The following is a 24,731-nucleotide window of genomic DNA, read 5'->3' as shown; positions in this document are numbered from 1 at the left end:
AATTTAAAAAGGATTAGTTAATTCAATATCAATAAACCTAAACATACCACAAGGAATTTCAATATTTACCATTGAATTAGACGCTCCATACTCTGTGCCATCAATAACATCAACAATTTTTTTAGGAATTATGTTATTAAAACTCACATAAGCTACTCTATTATTTGGGTTTAAATATCCATTATCAATAATTGTTAATCTAAAATGAGTTGGCGATGTTTGAGCTACAACCCAAGCAACATCTCCTGAAACAGTAACTGGTAATTGCGTTGAACTTGTTTCAATATCAGATTTTATTGTTTGATAATATGAATCGGCTGCATATTGTGTACCTCCTGTAGATGAAGAATAATAATGTTTTCCATCAGTAAAATATTCTTTCATTTTATCTTTATAAAACGGATGCAAATGATCTGTTAATTTACCTCTTGGAGATTCTGCCCCTTCGGGTTCACTTGGTGGAGTTACCAAAACTAATCCATTTTTATAAGTAGGCAAAAAATGTAGCCTTCTATCTTTTACTCCTGAAGCATAACTAGAAAAATCCCATTCAGTTACTGGTGCTCCTGGCCATGTACCATTTAACCTACTAAAAACTCTTGGTGAATTTTGCTCCGTTGTTTCATTAAAATATGAAGTCCATTTAATACTATTGCCATCTAAAGCATAATCATCATCTGGCTCCAACATACTTAAATGAACTGGAGAAATACTTAAAACTTCATTCTTCTCTGGAACATATAAGGCTCCTTTTGCTATTAACACCCATAACAAACTCATATACTCTTGATCTACTGGAAAATTATTTATATAGGTTGCTCCACTTGAAATATTATAAACCATTTGACGTAAAAAATGATTCGGTAATTTTTGATTTGAATACTGTCTTAATCTATCAAAACTAGGGTTATCTGGCACAGCTCTAGCTCCCCAATTATCTACAGCTCCGCTTAACCAAATCCCCATTCTTCCAGCAACACTTAAATCCATTGTTTTTCCTGAAGTTTCTTCCATTGAAGGTACAAACACATCGGAAAACTCGCCAGATGCAAGTCTAGACCATAATGGCATATGAACTGTAGATTGCCAAAATGTATGTTTTGTGCGTATGTATAATTTATTTTTAGAACCTGTTGAATACGTTGCTAAAGGATAAAAATGATCGTTTAAAACCCAGGCAAAATCACTTGAAAACGCTTCTAGCTCAGGGTAAATCATAACGTTATGTTTGTCTTTTGTTTTTGCAGCGTCAATAATTTTTTCTAATGTTGGTTTACTAATCATATAAGGGTCGTTTCCGTGACCACCCCAAAAAGAAATACCCAGATTAACATCTAGCTTTGGTATTAATAAATCTTGTACTTCTTGACTTGTAAGTGTATAATTTTTCCTACCATCTCTTTTATTTTTATAAACCTCGTTCTCCATACTACTCCTATCCCAATTTTCAACATTTTTCATAAAAATAGATTCTAAAAAAACTGGAGATGAATAATTAGATTTTATATCATTTACAATTGAATTTACTTCGGTTGTAATTTTTTCAGACATTAAAATAACTGGCTGAGGGTTTTCCCAAGTAGGTTTTTCAAAATTTTCAAGCTTATTCCATACCGCTTGTGTATTTTCTAATATTGAAGCTATTTTACCAATTGGTTCAATCTCAGTAAAAGCTTGTTTCCAACCTTCAATATTTGTATTTAAAATATGTATTGAGCTCCCTCCAGACTGAGCACTAGCTAAAATTATTTTATTTGTTGAATGTTGAACCCACATATCATTAAACGCATAATTAGCTGTTAAAACCTCAGCGTCATCTAAATCTTTTGTTTCAGGAATAATAACCATACTTGTACCCATTAACACTAAATAGTTATAACTATCATTATTCAATAAAACATCAGCTTGAGCTACTCTATACGGAGTTTTATCTGTTTTATTTCTTAAATCTGCTAATTGAAATTTTGTTTGTTCTTGGTTACTAGTGTTAAACTCAACAAAGCTTGCGTCGTTTAAATGACTACTTGTACCCATAAATAATTCATCTGCACCATCATTATTAATATCTAAAACCCTCATTTCTCCAGTTGGTTTGTTATTTAATAATTTGGTAGAACTCAAAGGAGTGTCTGCTAAAACATCAAACAAATACATAGATCCTTTTACTTGCATACTATTGTTTGTTCCCAAAACAGCCAACATATCTGTACCGTCTGATTTTTTTGCTTTTCGTAAAAAGTTTATTGAATGTATGCCTCCCTCAGGTTTATGATCTCCAAAAGTTGTTTCTATAGAATACGTTGAAGAAGCAATTGTTTTTACTAAATCTCCTGTTGCCGATAAATAATAATAATTTAAATCAAAACCTCCACAAACAACATAAGGAGTATTATTTTTTACTACTACACAAACTGAATACATAGGAGCTATACTTGGCTTAAATTTCCATAACTCTTCTCCTTTACTATTTAAACAGTACAATGTTCCATTAGCATTTGCAGCAAAAATTTCATCAATACCATCACCTGTTATGTCTTCACACCAAATATCATGGTTCATAAAACCTGAAAGTTCATTTTGCCATAATATTTTACCATCAAAACGTACTGCAAGAACAGTACCTTCATAACTACTTGCAACAATAAATTCATTAGTATTACTTTTTGCAATTCTAACTTTTAATATTGTTTTTTTTGTATCGAAACTAATTAATGAATTTACTTCAGTTAATGATGAAAATTTTAAACTATACTCTCCTGAAGCCTTATTTGTAGTACTATATTTCCAATTTTTTGTGTTTTCTGAATTCCAACCTTCTCCTCCTTTTTCAAACCCATAATAATCTGAATTTGTTATTTGCGCCTGTAATGAATTTATGCACAAAAAAACAATAAATATTATTGCTAATAATTGGCTAAACTTTATTTTACTCATGAGTTAATTTATTTAACAACATAAATTAACTTCATTTTTAAATGTACTATGTATTTTAGAATTTATTAATTGTAGTTCTAGATAATTTAATTGTTAAGATTACTTTTCTTTTTTGAAGCATATTTACCTGGTGTAACATTGTACTTCTCTTTAAATAATTTACTAAAATGAGTACGACTCTTAAAACCTGTCATTATATAAACTTCATTAACCGAAAGTTTCTTTTGTACTAAAAACTCTGCCGCCTTTTTAAGTCTATACATTTTTAACAATTCAAATGGTGTTTGATTTGTTAAAGCTTTTACTTTTTGATAAAAATGAGTTCGATTTAAATATAATTTTTTAGCTAAGTCATTAAAATCAATTTCTTGATTATCTAAATTTTCAGCCATTAAATTATAGAGTTTCTCTAAAAACACATTATCTTTAATTGCTTCACTATCTTTTTCAAGTGTTAAAGGAAATTCTATTTGAAAACGCTCTCTTAATTTTTTTCTATTCCTTAACAATGTTTCAACTCTGGTTACTAAATGCTGAACATTAAAAGGCTTTTTAATATACGCATCTGCACCATCACTTAATCCATGAATTTGATCATCTATTGCAGTTAATGCAGTTAATAACACTACAGGAATATGGCTTGTTTTAATATCTGTTTTTATACGCTTACATAATTCAAACCCATTTAATTCAGGCATTTGAACATCACTTAAAACAATATCTGGCCATTCGTTTTCCATAGCATCTAAACATTCTTGACCATTGGTAAATGTTTTTACTTTGAAAAAATTGGACAATACACTCGACACAAACAACCTCATATCTGTATTATCTTCAGCAAAAAATATTTGAGAGTCTGAAAAACGACCATCTACTTTAATACTTTCAATATTTACACTATCAATTAATTGTGGTTCAGGTGCCTCAACTTCATTTTCAGCAGTTAAAATTTTAAGTTCATTTTCTTGTTGGCTATCTTCAGTTTGAGTTGTTATAATTGGTAAACAAACTGTAAATTTTGATCCTTTTTTAACTTCACTATCCACTTTTATATAACCATAATGCATATCTACCAAACGTTTTGAAAATGCCAATCCAATTCCAGAACCTCCTGTAAATGATTCGTGTTTTATATGCGATTGGTAAAAACGTTCAAAAACATGAGGTAAATCATCGCTATCAATACCTTTACCTGTATCGGCAACAACCACAGTTAAATTATTGTTTTTTTGAAAGTAGTTTATTTTAATTAAATCGCCAGTTTTAGTGTACTTAAAGGCATTATTAATTAAGTTGTTTAATATTTTCTCTAACTTATCTTTATCGGCCGAAACATAAACTTGATCGTTATTAGTAACTAATTTCAACGTTTTTTTATCGTTTTTTGCCATAAAGTTGAAATCACTTACTAAATTTTGAAGAAATGAATTAAAACAAAAAGTAGTATAATTCATTTTAAGCAAGTTGGCATCTGCCCGCTGAAAATCGTGAACCTGATCTATTAACTGCGATATTTTTTTAGATTGGCGCTGTACTAATTCTAACTTAGGTTTTACATCGGCATTGTTTTTAAAACGCTCTAACAAAATACTAACAGGCCCTGAAATTAAGGTTATTGGTGTTTTAATTTCGTGAGAAATATTCGAAAAGAAACGAAGTTTAGCTGCATTCATTTCTTTAACATTATTTTTTTCTAATTGTTCAATTTCTAAATTATGATTTAATGATTGAAATCTTAAAATAAAATAACCTACTGTATAAATTAATAGAGCACCCAAAATAAAATACAATATATAAGCCCAAATTGTTCTCCAAAAAGGAGGTTTAATAATAATACTTAATTCGCGCGGCTTTGTCCAATTGTTTAATGAGTTAGAAGCCATTACACTTAGCTTATATTCACCTGGAGGTAACCCATTATATTGTGCATACTGCTGACTTGATGGTACTTCAATCCACTCTTCATTAATAGGTAGTAGTCTATATTTTATAAAGTGATTTTCTGGATTTGAAAAATGAAGTGATGTTAGTTTTACCGAAAAAACATTCTCGTTATGCTTTAGCGTTATTTTATTCAATTCGTTTAATCGTTTATCTAGTAAAACTCTATCGTTAAGGGTATCTTTTGGCGATATTGGTTTATTAAAAATTGAAATTTCTTCAAACTCAATTTTAGGTAAAGTTTCTCTATTACTTATGTCTTTAGTATTAAAATAACATAAACCATCTAGACCTGAAAATAACATATAGCCATTATTTAACCTTGCTGAAGAAAACCAAAAATCTTCAAAAGGTAAACCATCGAACTTACTAAAACGTCTAAAACTATTATCTTTAGTATTAAACTTATTTAACCCAACATTGGTAGATATCCATAAATTATGCTCTTCATCGTATAAAATACTTTTTACTACATTATTGGATAAACCGTGTTTTTCAGAAAAAGGAATAAATTTTGGCTCTGTGTCACTCTCTAAAACTTTACAAATACCACCGCCTTCTGTACCTATCCACAATTCTTCATTGGGAAGCCTTATTATAGATGTTACAAAATTACTTGATATAGAAAATTTGTTATTCTTATCATTAACAAAGTGTTTAACAACTAGTTCATCTAATGGTTTTTTATTGTCTAAACTAATACGAAATAGTCCTGAAGAATCTGCACCAATCCATAAAAATTCGTACGACGGATCTACATAAACATACCTTACTAAATCAAGTTGATTTGTTTTAAATATTGGGTGAGCATTTAGTGATTCTATTTTTGTGACATCTCCTTTTTTGTTTACAGAAATTTTATGCAAACCAGAATACCCTCCTATCCAAATATTACCATATTTATCCTCTGCATAGGATCTAGGTTGAATATGCTTAATTAACGAATTACCTTCAGAAGCTTCTACCCTTTCTACAGTTCTACTTCCTCTTCTAACTCTGCTAATACCTAAGCCATTACCAACTCTTAACCAAGTGTTTTTTTTAGAATCTACAAATGCAGCTCCTGAAACTAAAAAATCCTTTTCTGAAAGGTTAAATGGTAATTCTTTAAATTTTTGATGTGTTGTATTAAATATACCGATACCACCTCTAGAAGCAGATATCATCACTTTACTATTGTCTATAACGGATATATTGTTAATAAAATTAGATTTAACTCCGTTTTCGAGCCCCATTTCTACGGAATACTTCTTGAACGGATTTTCATTTAATTCAAACTTAAATAAACCTTCGTTAAAAGTACCAACCCAGCAACTTTTATTAATTCCAGGAATTATACAACTTGTTCTTAAAGATTTTACTTTATTCTTAAAAACAGCTTGCTTAATTTTTCTATTATTTTTTAATGAATTAACATCATTTACGTGTATTATACCATTATTTAATGTTCCTAGCCACAAATTTCCAACAGAGTCAATTAATGAACTATTTAACTGCTCTGATTTAAATTTAACCTGCTTACTTTTAAAGGTATATTCTTTTTTATTAAACTCAAAATCTACAAAACAAGCTCCTTGTGATTTTGTAACTAATAAGGTATTATTATCAACTCTACTAACAGATTTACTAAATTTAATAGTCTCTTTTAATATTTGTTTAAACTTTTTTGTTTTGTAATTAAATTGAATTAAACCAATTGAAGTGGAATATAAATAATTACCATTTTTAAGTTCAATCCCATGATGAAACAATATTTCTTCTTTCGAAAAACTTCTAGGTGGCACATATTGCTTTAAGAAATTATAATCATCATTAAATACCAGTACTCCGTCTTTTTCTGTTGCACAAACTACAAGACCATTATCGTTGTTTATTATTATACTTCTAACAATTGGACCACTTGCTGTTTTGTTTTTAAACTTACTTGAATAAAGGTTTTTAAATTTTTCTTCGGAATAATTATAAATAGTAATTCCTTCATCAGTCCCAATCCATAAATTACCTTTCTTATCTTGGTTTATTTCTCGAACTCTATTACTTACTAAAATATTTTTATCTATGGTATTCTTAAAGGTTTTTAACTGATAACCATCGTATTTATTTAAACCATCATACGTTCCAATCCATAAATACCCCTTAGAATCTTCAAATAAAGTTGTAATACCGTTATGTGCTAACCCTTCTGAAATTGTTAATTTCAATGAATACTCTAATTTCCTATTTTGAGCAAATAAGCCGCAAATAGAGAACACTATTAAAAAAAATAATTTATAGATGTGTTTCAACATTTAAGTTTTAGAATATTAAATAAAAATAGAATTATTTCAAAAATAACCTTAATAGTTTAATTTATTAAATAGTTTCAATAATTTTTAATCATTTTAGAATTCTTTTTTCAACCTAAAAAAAGTAAATTTGAGTTTAACTTAAATTATTATGGAACTAACCTTTCCTCTTTTTGCTGGAATTATCGCTGCAATTTTACACGTAATTTCTGGCCCAGACCATTTAGCTGCAGTTACTCCTTTTGCTATTGAAAGTAAGAAAAAAGCCTGGAAAGTTGGCTTGTTTTGGGGAGTTGGTCATTTACTTGGAATGCTTTCCATTGGAGTTTTATTTTTACTTTTTAAAGATTTAATTCCTATTGAAAAAATTTCAAAACATAGTGAACAATTTGTTGGAATTGTGTTAATTGGTTTAGGAATTTGGATTTTGTTTAGAATTTTTAAAGAAAATAAAAAACATAAACACGTTCATATTCATACCGAAGAGCATCCTGCAATACATAAACACTCTCATCAACATAATTCTGAACAAAAACACAATCATAAACACCCAAAACTAAAACAAGGAATTATTGCCTCAACTTCAGTTGGTTTTATTCACGGACTGGCTGGAATTGCACATTTTTTATTGTTTTTACCGGTAATTGGTTTCGAATCTAAATTTGATTCAGTAAAATATATTGTTGGTTTTGGAATAGGAACTTTAATTGCAATGATTTCTTTTGCAATGGTAATTGGTCGTATTTCAGATTTCTCAAAAAAAGAGCATAACGATACGTTTTTTAAAGGGCTTCGTTTAGCTGGAGGTTTATTTGCACTTGTTATTGGTGTTTATTGGACGTTGGCGAATTAACCTCCATTTAAACTCTTCTTTTTAGTAATTACATTTATTTTATACCAATTAAAACCATAGGTGTACCTTTTTTTGAGCCACAGCTTACATCCATATAGGCTTCATTTTTATCAATTTCAATAGAGCCCATTTTATCAAAGAGCGTTACATTTCCTTTTTTGTTTAGGGTTACTAATACTTCATTTTCAATAGAAATATCTAGGGCTTTTAAATCATAACCACCTAAGTTAGTCCAGTGAGTTCCATCAAATCGTTCTAATTGTCCGTTACTTATTGCTGCAACTGGGCTAATCCAATCTCCTCCACAGGCTATATCTTCAGCTTTTTTATCTAGTGGTTTCCATAATAAGTCGTCATAATAATTTATAATGCCATTTTGGTCTGTAACCCATACGGTACCAGTTTGAGTAATGTCACAACGCTTTGCTTTTAAGCCTGGTAATTTCAACCAGATTTTACCATCTTTACTTTTATGGGTAATTCGCTTTATACCTGTTGGAAAATCTACCCATTGTAAATGGTGATTCGTATGAATAAAAACACTTCCGTTTAAATCAACATAAACAATACCGCTTGCATTTGCGCCAACATCTTGAGCTTTAATTCCTAAATCAATTTCATTACCATCTTTTATTTCCACTAAAGAGTTATCTGTTTTAATTGCCCAAGAATTATTTTTAGCATCACAAGTTACGGTTGTGTATCCAGAATTAGTTTTGGTTATAGTTTGATTTTTCCACCATTGTGTTAATTCCTCTTTACGATCAAATAGTTTTAGAATTGGAGTTTCATCATAATTTTCAAAATGCTCTGCCTTAATTTTAATTACTAATGCATGTTTAAATTCGATTTTTTCTGGTAACTGAATGTGTAGCCCATTTCCATCAGATTTCCATTTAACTTTTTTATGTTCATTACCTAAAATTGAAATTGAGGTTATTTCTAATGATTTTCCATTTTGTGGAGCAATATATGGTATAGAAATTTTATTGCTTTCAGGAACATTCAATATGCTTAAATACAATAAATCATTTCCTTTTTTAACAATTCTATAATCTCCAACACCACTTGTTAACCAAGGTTTAGTTCCATAAATAGACTCACCATTTATCTTCATCCAGGCTCCAATTTCATTTAAAAGACCAAATGCTTTATTATCTAATTTTCCATTAGCCATAGGACTTACATTCAACAACATGTTTCCATTTTTTGAAACAATATCAATAAGCTCATGAATAATTTCTTTTGTTGAACGGTACTTTCCATTTTTAACGTAAGTCCAATCTCCAATTGAGGTGTCGGTTTGCCAAGGTTTTTTTCTTATTTGTGGAAGCCGAGCACGTTCTAAGTTTAATGTAGCAATTCCATCCCAATAATAACCCCATTCACCTTTAGGAGCTTTTTTATACCAATCTTTTATGCACATCACGGATTGATTTTCTCCATTATGTCTATCCATACTTTGATTGTATAAATATGAAATCATTTCTAATCCTGTTTCACCTTTATCATCTCCGGGGAAGGGAACTCCACCATCTACATAGAAAAAATCAGGGTCATAATTATCAAATAAATCCTTGCAACGCGCCAACCAATTTTTTTTCCAATAATCAGGCGCATTAGATGGCTGTGTTGGTTTTACATCACCATTTGGGTCTGGAGGAAGGTATAATTCCTCATACTTTTTATTATTTCCATCATACGGAATACCTGCATATTTGCCATTTTCATCTGTTCCTTTATTTGTTTGAAACCAACAAGATGCACGTTCAACATGACTGGTTACTCCCCATCTAATTCCTTGATTTTCATATTTTCTAACTGCTTTTTGAAATTCGCCCATGATATCTCGCTTAGGTCCATAGTTTAATGAATTCCAAGAATGGTGTTTTGAATTCCATAAATCAAAATTATCATGATGATTTGCCATTCCTACAATATATTTGGCGCCAACTTCAACAAACAAATCAACTAATTCCTCTGCGTTAAATTCCTCTCCATCCCATTTTTGAATAATATCTTTATAGCCAAACTCTGATGGATGCCCAAAATTTTCAAGATGATATTTGTAATGTGGATGTCCTTCAATATACATGTTTCGAGCATACCAATCTCCTACAGCAGGAACTGTATAAGCATTCCAACATACCCATATTCCAAATTTGGCATCGTTAAACCATTTTGGTGTTTCATACTCTTGAAGTGATGCTACAGTAGGTTTAAATTTTGGTTGGGGTTGAGGCTTAGAACATCCTACCACAAACACTAAAGCAATGGTTATAAAATATAGTATTTTCTTCATTATGTTATTTTTTAAAAGATTATTGTAAGTCATAATAGATTAAATATTGAATTGTACACTTTATTTTATTGAAATGGTTGTGTAATAAAATAAGTATTTGAAATTTAAATTAAATATCTGTTTTTCAGTGTTTCAAAGCTACTAACTATTTTAATTCAACCCTGAAAACAAACTATATTTAAACTTAACTTTTAATGTTTCATATAAAATACAAACTATATTTTTCGGATATTTGAATTGAAAACCAATCGATTCTTAAAACGGTCATGTATCTCATTAAAAAATATTTATTCTTCATTTCTCTGTTCCTGTTATTTATTACAAGTGTAATTGGGCAATCAAAAGAAGATAGTATTTATTCCAAAGAAAATTATTTAAAGAATCGGTTTAAAATGATTCAATTAAATACCAATGATGCTTATGAGTATTTTAAAAAAGGGGCAAAGTATTTTATTGAAAAAGGAGATACTATTAATTATTTGAGGTGTACAACGAACCTATCAGATATTGAAATGCGTCGTGGTAATTTTACAATTGCTTTTGATCTATTGTTTGATGTTCTTCCAATAACCAATCAAATTTCGAATAAAAAATCTTCTATTGAAATTCATAGTCTACTTGGGATTTTATATGGAATTTATGAAAAGGATAGTATAGCCCTTCAACACACAAAAATGGCACACAATCTTTCTGTTCATAATATCAAAACTAAATTAAAAAGTAATGATTCAATAATTTCTAGTTATTTAGATGTTGCAGTTAGATATATTGAAATGAAATCCTATAAAAAAGCATTACAGTATCTTGATTCTTGTTATATAATAAATAATTCTCAAAAGAGATTACATTTTGTTGATGCCCATTATGGTTTTATTTATACTAAGCAAGGAAATTATCCAAAAGCGAAGGAATATTTTACCAATTTAGCACCGTTTTTCGAAAATCGAAAATTGGGTTTTCAGTCTTCCATTTATTATTTTTTGGCTGAATTAAAATCTAAGCTAAAACAAAGTGATAGCGCGATTTACTATTATAAGAAATCTATTAAATCTATTGATTCTTTTCAATCAAATTTAAAACTTAAACCTATTATTCTTGAAAAATTAGCTGATGCATATTTAATAAAAAACAATCATAAACTTGCTTTTTCAAGTCTTAAAGAAGCTAAGGTAATTTCAGATAGTTTGTACAATACTCAAAGTAAACAAAATAAGGTTTTGTTTGAAATTAAGAATAAATACAAGGAAGATTTAATAGAAAAAGAGATTCAAATTGTTGCGCAAAACAATCTAATTGCTTCAAATAATAAAGCTAAGTTTCGGTTAAAATTAATAATTGGAATTTTAATACTTCTCGTAATAATTGGTTTTATTGCTTTTAGACTTATATATAGAATGAAGAGGTTAAAACATCAAAGAAACCTTGAAAAACAAAAAAATGAATCTATTTTAGAAATTAAAAATAAGGAGTTAACTACAAATGCTTTACAACTTATTGAAAAAGAACATGCTGTTATTGAGTTGTTAGATACTTTAAAAATAAATGATCCTGAAAAGTTTAAAGTTTTAAACAGTAAATACAAACATAGTAATAAGAAAATTTGGAATGATTTTCATTTGCGTTTTACGCAAACAAACTCAACATTTTACAAACTCTTAAATGAATTGTATCCTGAATTAACTTCAACAGATTTAAAGCATTGCGCACTAATAAAGTTGAATTTTGATAGTAAAGAAATGTCTCATTTACTTGGAATTTCACTAAACAGTGTACACGTTGCTAGATCAAGAATTCGCAAAAAAATAGGACTTAAACGTAACGAAAGTTTAAGTAATCATTTAAGTAAACTTTAAATATATAATCTAACAAATTCTAGGTAATTGCTCACCAACTAACGGGCTCACAATTCGTTTTCCACCAATTAAACTTTGCATAACTACTTTGTTTGGATGCTCTAAAGTTATTTCACCAATAATTGCTGCATTTTTTCCTTTGGTATCATTTTGCATCAACGCTAAAACTTCATCTTTTATACTTGCATCCACAACGGTTAAAAACACACCTTCGTTAGCAACATACATTGGGTCCAACCCTAACATTTCACAAGCTGCAGCAACTTGTTTTTCTAACGGAATATCAATTTCTCTTAAATCCACACCAACCGAAACATCATTTGCTAGTTCGTGTAAAACAGTTCCTAAACCTCCACGTGTGGGATCTCTAAACAGTTTAATTTTATCACCAAATTCATCCAATAAATCATTCACCAAATAGTTTAAATTAGTTGAATCACTTTCGATTGTAGATTCAAATTCTAACCCTTCACGCTCACTCATAATTGCCATTCCGTGCTGAGCAATAAAACCATTAACCAAAATTGCATCGCCTTCTTTTATATTTTGAACAGAAATATTTGCTTTAGGGTGCATTGCTCCAAAGCCAGTTGTATTGATGAAAATTTTATCTCCTTTCCCTCTTTCAACAACTTTAGTATCTCCGGTAATTATTAAAACACCACTTTCGTCAGCTGCTTTTTTTATAGACTCTACAACTTTCACAAATTCTGAAACTTGCATTCCTTCTTCAACAATAAAAGCCAGAGATAAATATTTTGGAATTGCTCCACACATTGCCACATCATTAACGGTTCCGTGAACAGCTAATTCGCCAATATTTCCGCCTTTAAAAAAGATTGGAGTAATTACAAAACTATCGGTTGAAATTGCCATTTTTCCATCAATTTGTACAATAGAACCATCGTGCTTTTGATCCAAATACGGGTTGCTAAATGTTTTAAATATAATTTTATCTAACAAATCACGCGTTAATTCTCCTCCACTTCCATGTCCTAAATTAATGGTTTCAAAACCTAAATTTTCTATACTCATACTTTAAATTGTATTATTTGAAAAATGATAATAAGCAGCACACGCTCCTTCTGAAGAAACCATTGGTGCGCCCAACGGATTTGATGGCTTACAAGTTTTACCAAACTCACTGCAATCTATTGGTTTTTTAATTCCTCTTAAGATTTCACCAGCAATACATTTCGAATTTTCAGGGACTTTAATATTTCCAATACCAAACTTGGTTTCAGCGTCGTATTTTTTATATGCTTCTTTAATTACATAACCGCTGTTTGGAATTTCACCAATTCCACGCCATTCTCTTGCTCCAACTTCAAAAACAGTTTGAATCACTTTAATTGCTGAAGCATTTCCTTCTTCTTTAACTGCTCTTGCATATTGATTTTCTAATTCTTGTTTACCTTCTTCCAATTGTTTCACGGCCATATATATCCCTTGAACTAAGTCTAACGGCTCAAAACCTGTTATCACTATTGGAATTTTATACTTTTCAACCAACGGAACATATTCTTGAATTCCCATAATGGCACATACATGTCCAGCTCCCAAAAACGCATCGATAGTACACAATTCATCATCTAAAATAGCTTCCATTGCAGGTGGAACCAATACGTGAGAAACTAAAATTGAATAATTTTCAATTCCTTCTTTTTCTGCGTGTAAAACAGAAAGTGCATTTGCCGGAGCGGTAGTTTCAAATCCTACAGCAAAAAAAACGACTTCTTTATCAGGGTTTTCTTTGGCAATTTTAACTGCCTCAATTGGCGAATACAATACTCGCAAATCTCCACCTTCAGCTTTGGCTTCTAACAAGCTTTTTTTACTCCCTGGCACACGAATCATATCCCCAAACGAACAAACAATTACACCTTGTTCTAATAACTCAACAGCTTTATCAATTAAGTTTAATGGAGTTACACAAACCGGACAGCCGGGACCGTGAATCATTCTCACATTTTCTGGTAATAATTCTAAAATTCCATTCTTAACCAAACCGTGCGTTTGCCCACCACAAATCTCCATAACATTCCAAGGTTTTGTGGTAATTTTATGCAATTCATCTAACAACTTTTTAGTTGCTTCGAGGTTTCTATATTCGCTTAAGTACTTCATTTTTTCTTAATTATTATCGTCATTCTGAACTTGATTCAGAATCTCATCAAACTGCTCACCTATTATTATGTGAACCTGAAACAAGTTCAGGTTGACGAAAACTTTACTTTTTAATTTCATTTTATATTCAAATAATACATTAACTGACCAAATGAAATGTTCTCATCATTAGGTGATAATTCTTTATGAAAATACAATTTTATTTCATCAGGTACTAATTCCAATAACATATCTACTAAAGTTGTATTTTGAAAAACTCCACCACTTAACACAATTTTATCGAATCCTTTTTCTTTTGAAAAAACAATTATTGATTTTACCAATGTAAACAAAAAATTAGCTATTATTTGGTCTTTATTTTCTCCTTCTTCTATGTCTTTATAAATATTTTGAATGATTTCTTTTGCTGAAAATCCTTTTAAATTAACTTCACAATACGATTTACAATTCTCTAGATTATAATCCAAAATTGAATTCTCTAACAAAATGGCTGCTTCACCTTCATATGAATTAAAATCGGTTATATTTAATAATGAAGCAACCGCATCAAACAATCTTCCAACCGAAGAAGTTTTTAGTTTGTTTTGAGATTTTAAATAGGTGTAATTTTTAATTTCTGAAGGTGAAAATTTCTCTTCTAAAATAGGTTTCATTTCTTCTGAAGCTAAAGCAAATAATGAAACTCTTGGCTCTTTAGACATTTTATCACCTAACAGCCAATCAAAATACTCAACTTGTCCAATTCGTTCTAATTTTTTGTTTTCATATTCGAAAAATTCTCCACCCCAAATATTAGTATCATCTCCATAACCTGTTCCATCAAAAACAACTCCTAAAACTCTTTCATTCCACAAATTGTATTCTCCTAAAATTGAAACTAAATGAGCTTTATGATGTTGAATTTCAATCAATTTAGCATTGTATTTATAAGCTAATTCTTTTCCGAATTGCGTGCTTTGATACAACGGATGTTTATCTACCAAAATAACTTCAGGTTTTTGCTCGAACAACTGAATGAAACCTTCTGTTGTTTCAGTAAATCGATTGTAAACATCAAAATTGTCGAGATTTCCTAGATACTGACTCACATATAAATTTTCATTCGGGAAAAATGAAATTGCACTTTTCAAATGCGCTCCCATTGCCAATATTTTCTCTTTAGAATTTACAGAAATATTCAAATAATTTGGAGCAAAACCACGTGATCGTCTGAATAAAACTTCTTGATGAAATTTATTACTAAATTTTAATACCGAATCGTCTTGAGGATGTTCAATTTTTAAATTGTGTTGTAAAAAATAATCAGCTACATCTTTTAGTTTTTCTAGTGCTTCAGTGTTTTCAGAAATAATTGGCGAACCGTGCATATTTCCACTAGTTGCAACAATTGGAAAATCTAATTCATTGGCCAATAATTGCAAAATTCCAGTATAAGGCAACATAACACCAATTTGATTTAAATTTGGCGCAACACTTTGCAAAGCAACTTTACCGCTATAATTTTTTAATAAAATAATATTTATTGGCCTTTCTGCTGAAGTTAAAGACTTTATTTGTTTTGCGTTTAAAACAACTTCATTTTTCAATTGTTCTAACGAAGGATATAAAACGGCAAATGGTTTGTTTGGCCTGTTCTTTTTTGCTCTTAATTTTTGAACAACATTTTTATCTTCAGCATTACAACACAGCAAATAACCACTTGTGTTTTTAATCGCAATAATTTTACCTTCTAAAAGTAAATTTGAAATGGTCTTAAATATATTTTCAAAATAAACTTCTTCGCCTAAATTATCAACTAATTTCAGCTGAATCCCACATTTATTACAAGAATTAGTTTGGGAATGAAATCTTCTATTAGCAGGATTTGTATATTCTTCTAAACAATCCTCACACATTGGAAAGTTATCAATACTAGTATTGATTCTTTCAAAAGGAAAAGTTTGTGTAATTGACCAACGCGGGCCACAATTAACACAAGTTGTAAATGCGTAGTCAACTCTTCGGTTTGAAGCGTCCTTTATTTCTTCTACACAATCTTCACATATTGCAAAATCTGGAGTTAGCGGTAAATTTAATTTACCTCCTTTTTCTGAAGGAATAATCTTGAAATCATCAAAATTTTGAAATTCAATTTCATCAATTGAGCTATCTTGAATTTTAGAAACGGGAGGCGGAAAATTGATTAGTTTTTGATAAAACTGCTGAATATTTTTCTCTTCCCCAGAAACAAAAACAACAACACCAATTTCATTATTAGAAACAGTTCCTTTTAATTGAAATTCTATTGCTATTGTATAAACATAAGGACGAAAACCTACACCTTGAACTTGACCAGAAACTAAAATTTTGTAGGTTTTAATCATTTAATTATCAGCTTTCAATTTCAACTTAAATTTACAACTTTTTTAAATAAAAACACTTACATATTCAAAACCTTCTTAAAAAGAAAATTCATTTAACTTTTGTGGTTAAATGAATTTTCTATAATCTTTGGGCTGATAAATATTATTCCATTATTTTATTCGAAATAACCATTAAATTTACACATTTAATCAACACAATATCAAGCAAAACTTAATTTATAATTAGTTTAAATAAGATTAAATTATCTTAATATATTTTATATAAACACCACTATAAATTAGCAAAATAAAAGTGTTTATATATTATAAAAATCCGTAACTTTATACAACTAAATTACTGATATGCACGAACTTTCAATTGCAATGGACATTGTTCGTATTACTGAAAACGAAACTACAAAAGCTAACGCTAATAAAGTAACTAAAATTGAATTAGAAGTTGGTGTTCTTTCAGGTGTTGAAGTAGATTCTTTAGAATTTGTTTGGTCTTCAGCTGTAAAAGATTCAATATTGGAAAAAGCAAATTTAAAAATCCTAAAAATTTCAGGAAAAGGGAAATGTAAAGATTGTAATACAGAATTTGAAATGGAAAACATTTTCGATGTTTGCCCAAAGTGTAGTAGTAATTTTAAAAGTATTTTACAAGGAAAAGAATTAAGGGTTAAAACATTAGAAGTCTTTTAAAAACTTAAAATTATGTGTGGAACTTGCGGATGTGGAACCGACGGAAACGGTCCAACAATTTTAAAACCAGGAGAACATACTCATTCTCATAATCACGATCACGACCATCATCACCACGATGATCATCACCATCATCACGATCATAGTCATGACCATTCTCATGACCACGATCACTCACATAGCCACAAACAACGTGTAATTGAAGTTGAAAAAGATGTACTTCAAAACAACGATATTTTGGCTGCTAGAAATCGCGGTTATTTCGAAGCTAAAAATGTGTTTGCATTAAATTTAGTGAGTTCTCCTGGTAGTGGGAAAACTTCGATTCTAGAAAAAACACTTACTGATTTAAAAGAAGAAATTCCGTTTTATGTTATTGAAGGCGATCAACAAACTTTAAATGATGCTAATAGAATTGATGCTTTAAATATTCCTGTGGTTCAAATTAATACCGGAAAAGGCTGTCATTTAGAAAGCGATATGGTTTATGATGCAGTGAAAAAATTAGAGATGAAAAACGATTCAATTTTAATGATTGAAAACGTAGGGAATCTAGTTTGCCCATCTATGTTTGATTTAGGCGAAAACAAACGTGTTGTAATTATTAGTACTACTGAAGGTGAAGATAAGCCTATTAAGTATCCTGATATGTTTCATACAGCTGATATTTGCATAATTAATAAAATAGATTTACTACCTTATGTAAATATTGATATGGATAAATTGAAGAATTATGCTTTACAAGTAAATCCTAATTTAGCGTTTTTTGAAATTTCTGCAACAAATGGTGATGGAATGGATGCGTGGTATAAATGGTTAAAAGACCAAGTATAAATTTTGCGTTAGCGATTGAAGTGACATCCTTTTTTGAAGTGTAACGAAAAAAAAGATATAACGGAAAGCGCGACCTGAAAGGGAACGCCCAAAACAATATTAAGAGTTATGTGTTTATCAATTCCAGGAAAATTAGTTGAAATAACTAGTGAATTAGATGAGGTTTTTAGAACTGGAAAAGTCTCGTTCGACGGAATATTAAAAGAGGTTAGCTTAACCCTAGTTCCTGAAGCATCTATTGGAGATTATGTATTGGTACATGTAGGTGCTGCAATTTCTACTATTGATGAAGAGGAAGCCAAAAAAACTTTTGAACTTCTCAAACAATTGGATGAACTCCACGAGTTGGAAGATGGAGAGGATAAATAACTATTTTGTGTTTTGTTGTCTTTCTGAATGATTGAAATAACGAATCTTTGCGTGAGATTGCCACATTCCGCTTCGCTACATTCGCAATGACAATTTAATTAATAATCGAAATACCAATTAAATAAGTCGGTTTTTAAACCAAAAGTAATCCAAGTAGAGTTTGAATTGCTAAATGCATTTGTTGGCTCAATCGGGCTAAAACTTCTGTAATTTACGCCTCCAAATAGCTTTAGGTTAATTGATGGATTAATTAAGTAACCTACTTGTAAATCGCCTATAAAAATATTGGCTGTATTTCCTTGTCCAATCTCGTTACCATAGTCTGATAATCGGTTATCATTGTCTGCAAATACGTTTCCTCCATAACTAAAGGTATCTGTTCCATTATTAAAATCGAATCCTTTTTTACCAACTAATAATTTAGCATTTGCATACCAACGATCTTTTGTATAACGGGCAATTCCGATAGCTTCTCTAAAATTTCCGCCCCATAAATGTGCTAATGGTTGATTGTAATGACCAAAATTATAATTTTCTTCATCGTGAGAATAGGTATATGGCTTTACCTGATTGTATTCTCCTTGTAAATAAAGATTTTCAACACCAAATGCATTATAATATTTTGCGCCCAATTGAATACCATATTTATTTGCCCACCAACCTTCACTACTAGTTAATTCTGAAGGTTTTAATTCATCTAACAACAACTGACCGTATAATGAAATGTTTTTACTCCACTTATATTTTCCACTTAAACCAATAAGTGAATTACCTGCTCTAGAACCAGTTGAAAACTCTACAGAATTATAAAAAATTAATGGATTTAAATAATTTACATCAAAACCTCTATCGTTTACATTATCCCAAAGCACAGCTTCAAAAAAGCCTAAATTTAACTTTTTAGTTACATTCCAACTTAAATAATGCATTGCCAAATATTTTGTTTTATGTGCTCCATCTACAACTAATTCAGGTCGCACATCTTGTAGAGACATCCAAATATTAGTGTAATTGAATTTCCAAAACTTGGTTGTCATTTTAAAATATGTGTATGGAGAAGCTGCATCTGACAAGAATAATGATCTATAACCATCTCCTATAAAATTTTTACCGTAACCTAAATTAAAATTGAAATGTTTACTTGGCGAATATGAAACATAAGCATCAGAAACTGGATAATCATAAGCATCGGTATAAATATCTTTTGCTGTTCCACGTCCTGGAATTATGGCTGGATTTCCTCCATCTGGCCTAATAGATTCTGCATAATTATTTACATAGTTTGCAAATCGTCCTTGACTTTCGAAAAAGCTTGCTGAAAAGTTTACGTTTTTTGCAATTCCTCCATTTATATGAACCGAACGCGTGTTGTTAAACGTATTAACATCTTCACTATCTCTACCTGCTTGCACATCAATTCCTGCATCTACAGTAAACCAAAAATCGTTTCCTTGCACATTTACCAAATGCTCATTCCATAATTTTCTACCAAACCAAGACTGTTTATCTTTTATAAATTTAGATTTAGCTTCAGTTAAATTATAATACTTATTTATCTCTTCGTAAACATAAGGTTTAACCGAAGTATGTGAGTTATCAGCCTGATCTAAATACCTATCGTAAACAGAGTACTCGGCGTGAGTAAATGGAATAGAAAGTTTACTTGTATGTTCTGGAAACAATAGTTTTTTTGAAGCATCAACCAATTTAACTTCATCTTCTAACTTAATAGATTCTTTTTTCTTTTCAACTGTAACAATTACTTCATCTTTTTCTGAAGCAACAAAAGGCTCAACTTCTGTTAAAGGAATTTTTAACGGAAATACAAATTGCATTTCAACTGGATGGTTATTAAAACTTGCTGGTTTTATGGTTGGAAAATTTTCAAATACTCTTTCAACTTCCTGCTTCAACTCTTTATAAGGAGAATTAACATACAACGATTTGAATTTTCCATTGGCAGTTACCAAAAAAACAATGTTTATTGTATCAGAAAAACCTTCGTCTTTTAATTGTTGTGGAATATTAATTTTGTTTGTAACTAGTTGCTTAACTTGATTATTAAAACAAGCTTCCAAATCAGAAATCTGAACTTCTTCACATTCATTAAAAACGGGATGTTTTTCGACTTGCGCAACTAATGAAATTGAAAACACCAACATTAAAAGCGTAAAAAGACCTTTTTTCATAAACTAGCTAATTTTGGAAACCTGATTGTTTTTTAATTGGTATTTATCTTGGCTTTCTTTGCAAACAGCAATTCCTTCTTTATTAAACTCTAAACGATGCCCAAACTCACTAATCCAACCTATTTGTTTTGACGGATTTCCAACAACTAATGCATACGGTTTAATTTCTTTCGTAACAACAGCTCCAGCACCAATAAAAGCATATTCACCAATATTATTACCACAAACTATAGTTGCATTTGCGCCAATACTCGCGCCTTTTTTTACAACTGTTTGCAAATATTCATCTCTACGAATAACCGCGCTACGCGGATTTATTACATTGGTAAACACCATTGAAGGGCCTAGAAAAACATCGTCCTCGCAAATTACACCTGTATAAATTGATACGTTATTTTGCACTTTTACATTTTTACCCAAAATTACATTTGGAGAAACCACCACATTTTGACCAATATTACATTGTTCGCCAATAGTACAATTAGGCATAATGTGAGAAAAATGCCAAATTTTAGTTCCGTTTCCAATTTCACAACCATCATCTATAACGGCTGTTTCGTGTGCAAAAAAAGTATCCATAATTTAATATTCGCTATCCGAAGTTTTACCGTCTGCAATAACTTTAGCCGATGATGTACCAATACGTGTTACACCCATTTCTACCATTTTTACAGCATCTTCATAACTTCTAACTCCACCTGCAGCTTTTGCAGCTAATGGTTTTGAATTTTCTACAATTAATTCCATCCCTTCAAAAGTAGCTCCATTTGGTTTTCCTTCTTCAGTTTTAAAGAATCCTGTTGAAGATTTTACAAAAACTTTCTCTGCATTTTCTTCTCCAAAATTATCTAAAACAACGTCACGTATTAATTGAGACAATCCAACAATTTCTTCATTTGTTAAAGCTGCAATTTCAATAATCCATTTTACAAGCTTGTTATTATCTAAACCAATTTTAGTTCCTTTAAAAACTTCTGCTTTTACTAAATTGATTTTTCCTTCTTTAAAAGCTTCGTAATTAACAACATAATCTAATTCATCTACATCTCTATCAATTGCAATTTGCGCTTCTTTTAGTTTTTCTTCTGTAGAATATGTTCCTTCATGAAATCCAATTACTGTACCTATAACAACCTCAGAATTGGCTTTTTTAATCATTTCTCTAGCCAATTCAATAAATTCTGAACGAATCATGACCAATTTGAAATTATTTTCAATTGCTTCGTTTATTAAATCTATAACGTTTTGTTTTGTTGCTTCTTCTGAAATATTAGCTTGCTCAGCTTTTTTTAAATATGTTGAATCTAAATATTGACCTATTTCCATTTCGGATTTTCTTTAAAATTTAATAAGCAAATATAAGTTATTCTTATGCATAAACATAAAAAATCCCGCTATTGCGGGATTCTCTATTTAAAATTTAATTTTATTCCACTTTAAACACAATTGGCAATCCATATTTTACACCAACAGCCTTTCCTCGTTGTCTACCAGGAGCCATTGTTGGCAGTAATTTAATTACTCGAACAGCCTCTTCTTTAAGTTTTTTATGTGGTGCTCTTGCCATAATATTTGTAATATTTCCGTTATGGTCTATTTTAAACATTACATATATTCTTTGAATACTTCCACTTTGTAAACCTAGTTCTGTTGCCATATTTACGTTAAATCTTTTTGATACAAATTTTGAAATTCTATCAGAAAAGCAAGCTCTTAATTGTTTATTATTTCCGGTGCATCCAGGAAATACTGGAACATTTTCAATAATAACAAATGGTACATCTTCAACAATTACTTCTTCTTCTTCTACCTCAACAATATTATTAGTAGTTTCTTTTACAATAATAGCATCAGATTCGTCAGTTTCAGTAGATTCTATTATGGTTTCAACAACATCAACCTCATCATCTACCTTTACTATTTTATCAGGAATTACAACTTTCGATTGCTTATTTACTTCAACTTCAACAGGTTTTATATCTACTATTTGCTCATCTTCTTCAAGAGTAACAAAAGTCCCAGTTAATTCTTTCACTGGTTTTTGATACGATTTGTAAGTCATAAACTCGTACACCAAAAAAAGTGATAAAACCAAGCCTAATTGGATCAATATTTTACTATAATTCTCTAAAGTTGCATCTGGATATTTTTTAATTTCCATTTTCAAACGTTTTAAGTTAAACACGAAAACGAATATAAACTACCCGCGTAGCTAATTTTATATAATGTTTGATGCTAGATACAAGATGTATAAAACATCTTACAAGATTAAGTTCCTACTAAAGTTACGAATTAAAGTTATAAAAACCAATGTGTTAATCTATTTTTTATTGAATTTGAAATGTAATTGGAATTGAATATTTCACTCCAACGGCTACTTTACGTTGCATACCTGGTTTCATTTTTGGCAACAACCTAATAACTCTTATAGCTTCTTCTTGAAGTTTTTTATGTGGTGCTCTTGCTTTAATATCTACTATGTTTCCATTTTTATCTATTTTAAACATAGTAAAAATACGCTGTACTCCAGGACTTAAACCTAACTCATTAGCCAATTCTCCATTAAACTTCTTATTGATAAACTTGTTCATTTTTTTATTAAAACAATCTCTTTTTTCTTTATTTGTATTACCTACACAACCAGGAAAAACAGGAACATCTTCAATTAGAGTAAAAGGAACATCTTCAATTATAGGATCTTCTATAATAGGAGTATTTTCAAATACTGGCTCTGTTACAGGAGCATCAATATCTATAATTTTAAAGTCAGTTTCTTCAATAACTTCATCATCTTTCTTTTGGTCTAACTTGGAAAGGTCTACCACAGGTTTTACTTCTTTAGGCTTTGGTGGTTCTTCTAAAATGTAATCGATTTGTTTGGTATCATCCTCTACTATAGTCCTTCCAGTGTCGTTATACGCAACAATATCTTTAGCGTATGTTTTGCTTTGAATTAAGAAGTAAGTAATGGCTAATGATAAAACTAAGCCTAATTGTACGAATAATTTAGAGTAATTCTCTAAATTTGCTTTTGGGTGCTTTTTTAATCTCATAATATTTAAGTTTAATGTATCCATTTTTAAAGAATGCCATGTAATTATTTATTTTGAGTGGAATTGAAATTTAAATTATAGCATATTTAAAAATCGGATATTTGTTAATATTATGTTAATATCAAAGAGCATGCCAAAAAAAAGCTCAACCGTATGGTTGAGCTTTTAATTTATATAAATATGTGTTTTACACTATTCTACTTTAAAGGCAATTGGTAAACTATATTTTACACCAACTGGTCTACCACGTTGTTTACCTGGCTTCATTTTAGGTAATAATTTTACTACTCTAATTGCTTCTGCCTGTAATTTTTTGTGTGGTGCACGAGCTTGAACTCCTGTAATGCTTCCTGTTTTGTCAATTTTAAACATAACAAAAATACGTTTTACACCTGGAGCTAAACCTAAATCAGACGCTAATTCTGAATTAAATTTTCTATTTACGTGCTTTGTAATTTTTTCTTGTAAACACTGCTTCAACTTAGCTTTGCTTCCTTTACAACCTGGATATACAGGAACATCTTCAATAATTGCAAATGGTACATCTTCAATTACTTCTTCTTCTTCCTCTACTTCAATAATTTCTTCAACCTCAACAGCTTCTTCTTCATCTGTTTCAGTAGATTCAATTACAGTCTCCTCAACTTCCTCTTCATCTTCAACAACTTCAATTTTATCTGGAGTTGGTGGTGGTGGAGTTTTTTGCTCTGGAGGTTTTACTTGCTCAATCTCAACAACTTGTTCTTCATCTTCCATATTCAAAACTACAGGACCTAAATCGTCAATTACTCTATCGTAGGTCTTTTTTTCAATTGCTAAGTACACAATTAGTAGTGCTAACACTAAACCTAATTGCATAAACAATTTGCTATAGTTTTCTAGGTTTGCTTTTGGATTCTTCTTGATTTGCATCTCTTTAATTTTTAACGTGTGCTAATTTAATA

General features: G+C 30.2%; 17 protein-coding genes. 5 read left to right on the top strand and 12 right to left on the bottom strand.

Annotated features, from left to right (window positions below; all coding sequences use genetic code 11):
- Nucleotides 1-3: 3 nt before the first annotated feature.
- Together BLU40_RS02020 and BLU40_RS02015 are read right to left on the bottom strand one after the other, a co-directional pair.
- On the bottom strand, nucleotides 4-2,934 hold the full coding sequence (locus tag BLU40_RS02020) for a hypothetical protein (RefSeq protein WP_090119212.1): 2,931 nt from the start codon (nucleotides 2,932-2,934) through the stop codon (nucleotides 4-6).
- Nucleotides 2,935-3,020: 86 nt separating this feature from the next.
- Nucleotides 3,021-7,076 (bottom strand): hybrid sensor histidine kinase/response regulator transcription factor, encoded by a 4,056-nt coding sequence (locus BLU40_RS02015; RefSeq protein WP_175454729.1) that lies wholly within the window; start codon nucleotides 7,074-7,076, stop codon nucleotides 3,021-3,023.
- Nucleotides 7,077-7,311: 235 nt separating this feature from the next.
- Between BLU40_RS02015 and BLU40_RS02010 the strand changes: the two genes are divergently transcribed.
- Entirely contained in the window at nucleotides 7,312-8,013 is a 702-nt protein-coding gene (locus BLU40_RS02010; protein WP_090119208.1) for an urease accessory protein UreH domain-containing protein, read from the top strand.
- Between the two features lie 34 nt (nucleotides 8,014-8,047).
- Here BLU40_RS02010 and BLU40_RS02005 read toward each other — a convergent pair whose 3' ends face one another.
- On the bottom strand, nucleotides 8,048-10,315 hold the full coding sequence (locus tag BLU40_RS02005) for an alpha-L-fucosidase (protein ID WP_175454728.1): 2,268 nt from the start codon (nucleotides 10,313-10,315) through the stop codon (nucleotides 8,048-8,050).
- 392 nt (nucleotides 10,316-10,707) lie between these two features.
- On the opposite strand from BLU40_RS02005, the gene BLU40_RS02000 reads away from it, so the two are divergent.
- Nucleotides 10,708-12,168, top strand: coding sequence for a hypothetical protein (locus BLU40_RS02000; protein WP_090119204.1), 1,461 nt, complete (start codon nucleotides 10,708-10,710; stop codon nucleotides 12,166-12,168).
- A 9-nt stretch (nucleotides 12,169-12,177) separates the two neighbouring features.
- On the opposite strand, the gene hypE is transcribed toward BLU40_RS02000, so the two are convergent.
- The 3 genes from hypE to hypF form a co-directional block, all read right to left on the bottom strand.
- Nucleotides 12,178-13,203, bottom strand: coding sequence for a hydrogenase expression/formation protein HypE (hypE, locus tag BLU40_RS01995; RefSeq protein WP_090119202.1), 1,026 nt, complete (start codon nucleotides 13,201-13,203; stop codon nucleotides 12,178-12,180).
- Between the two features lie 3 nt (nucleotides 13,204-13,206).
- Nucleotides 13,207-14,295 carry a hydrogenase formation protein HypD gene (gene hypD / locus BLU40_RS01990; protein ID WP_090119200.1) on the bottom strand — a complete coding sequence of 363 codons (1,089 nt, stop codon included), beginning with the start codon at nucleotides 14,293-14,295 and terminating at the stop codon, nucleotides 13,207-13,209.
- A 116-nt stretch (nucleotides 14,296-14,411) separates the two neighbouring features.
- Nucleotides 14,412-16,658, bottom strand: coding sequence for a carbamoyltransferase HypF (gene hypF, locus BLU40_RS01985; RefSeq protein WP_090119197.1), 2,247 nt, complete (start codon nucleotides 16,656-16,658; stop codon nucleotides 14,412-14,414).
- A 342-nt stretch (nucleotides 16,659-17,000) separates the two neighbouring features.
- Between hypF and hypA the strand changes: the two genes are divergently transcribed.
- The 3 genes from hypA (at nucleotide 17,001) to BLU40_RS01970 (ending at nucleotide 18,545) form a co-directional block, all read left to right on the top strand.
- Nucleotides 17,001-17,342: a hydrogenase maturation nickel metallochaperone HypA gene (hypA, locus tag BLU40_RS01980; protein ID WP_090119195.1), complete on the top strand. Its 342-nt coding sequence runs from the start codon at nucleotides 17,001-17,003 to the stop codon at nucleotides 17,340-17,342.
- Nucleotides 17,343-17,354: 12 nt separating this feature from the next.
- The gene (hypB, locus tag BLU40_RS01975; RefSeq protein ID WP_090119193.1) at nucleotides 17,355-18,176 is read left to right on the top strand and encodes a hydrogenase nickel incorporation protein HypB; all 822 of its coding nucleotides are present in this window, start codon (nucleotides 17,355-17,357) and stop codon (nucleotides 18,174-18,176) included.
- A 108-nt stretch (nucleotides 18,177-18,284) separates the two neighbouring features.
- Nucleotides 18,285-18,545 (top strand): HypC/HybG/HupF family hydrogenase formation chaperone, encoded by a 261-nt coding sequence (locus BLU40_RS01970; RefSeq protein WP_090119191.1) that lies wholly within the window; start codon nucleotides 18,285-18,287, stop codon nucleotides 18,543-18,545.
- A gap of 98 nt (nucleotides 18,546-18,643) precedes the next feature.
- Here BLU40_RS01970 and BLU40_RS01965 read toward each other — a convergent pair whose 3' ends face one another.
- From BLU40_RS01965 to BLU40_RS01940, 6 genes are all read right to left on the bottom strand, one after another.
- Complete coding sequence (locus BLU40_RS01965; RefSeq protein WP_090119189.1) at nucleotides 18,644-20,734, bottom strand: gliding motility protein RemB; 2,091 nt, start codon at nucleotides 20,732-20,734, stop codon at nucleotides 18,644-18,646.
- Between the two features lie 3 nt (nucleotides 20,735-20,737).
- Nucleotides 20,738-21,313: an acyltransferase gene (locus BLU40_RS01960; protein WP_090119187.1), complete on the bottom strand. Its 576-nt coding sequence runs from the start codon at nucleotides 21,311-21,313 to the stop codon at nucleotides 20,738-20,740.
- A 3-nt stretch (nucleotides 21,314-21,316) separates the two neighbouring features.
- Nucleotides 21,317-22,060, bottom strand: a complete 744-nt coding sequence (gene deoC, locus BLU40_RS01955; protein ID WP_090119185.1) for a deoxyribose-phosphate aldolase — start codon at nucleotides 22,058-22,060, stop codon at nucleotides 21,317-21,319.
- 100 nt (nucleotides 22,061-22,160) lie between these two features.
- Nucleotides 22,161-22,895, bottom strand: coding sequence for an energy transducer TonB (locus tag BLU40_RS01950; protein WP_090119183.1), 735 nt, complete (start codon nucleotides 22,893-22,895; stop codon nucleotides 22,161-22,163).
- A 166-nt stretch (nucleotides 22,896-23,061) separates the two neighbouring features.
- Complete coding sequence (locus BLU40_RS01945; RefSeq protein ID WP_245729875.1) at nucleotides 23,062-23,811, bottom strand: energy transducer TonB; 750 nt, start codon at nucleotides 23,809-23,811, stop codon at nucleotides 23,062-23,064.
- Between the two features lie 168 nt (nucleotides 23,812-23,979).
- Nucleotides 23,980-24,699 carry an energy transducer TonB gene (locus BLU40_RS01940; protein WP_090119181.1) on the bottom strand — a complete coding sequence of 240 codons (720 nt, stop codon included), beginning with the start codon at nucleotides 24,697-24,699 and terminating at the stop codon, nucleotides 23,980-23,982.
- Between the last annotated feature and the right edge of the window lie 32 nt (nucleotides 24,700-24,731).

Origin of the sequence: Lutibacter oricola (assembly GCF_900106565.1) — a bacterium.
In the GTDB taxonomy this organism is placed as follows: domain Bacteria; phylum Bacteroidota; class Bacteroidia; order Flavobacteriales; family Flavobacteriaceae; genus Lutibacter; species Lutibacter oricola.
The sequence above is the reverse complement of the archived record's forward strand: the minus strand, read 5'-3'. Positions and strand labels throughout refer to the sequence as shown.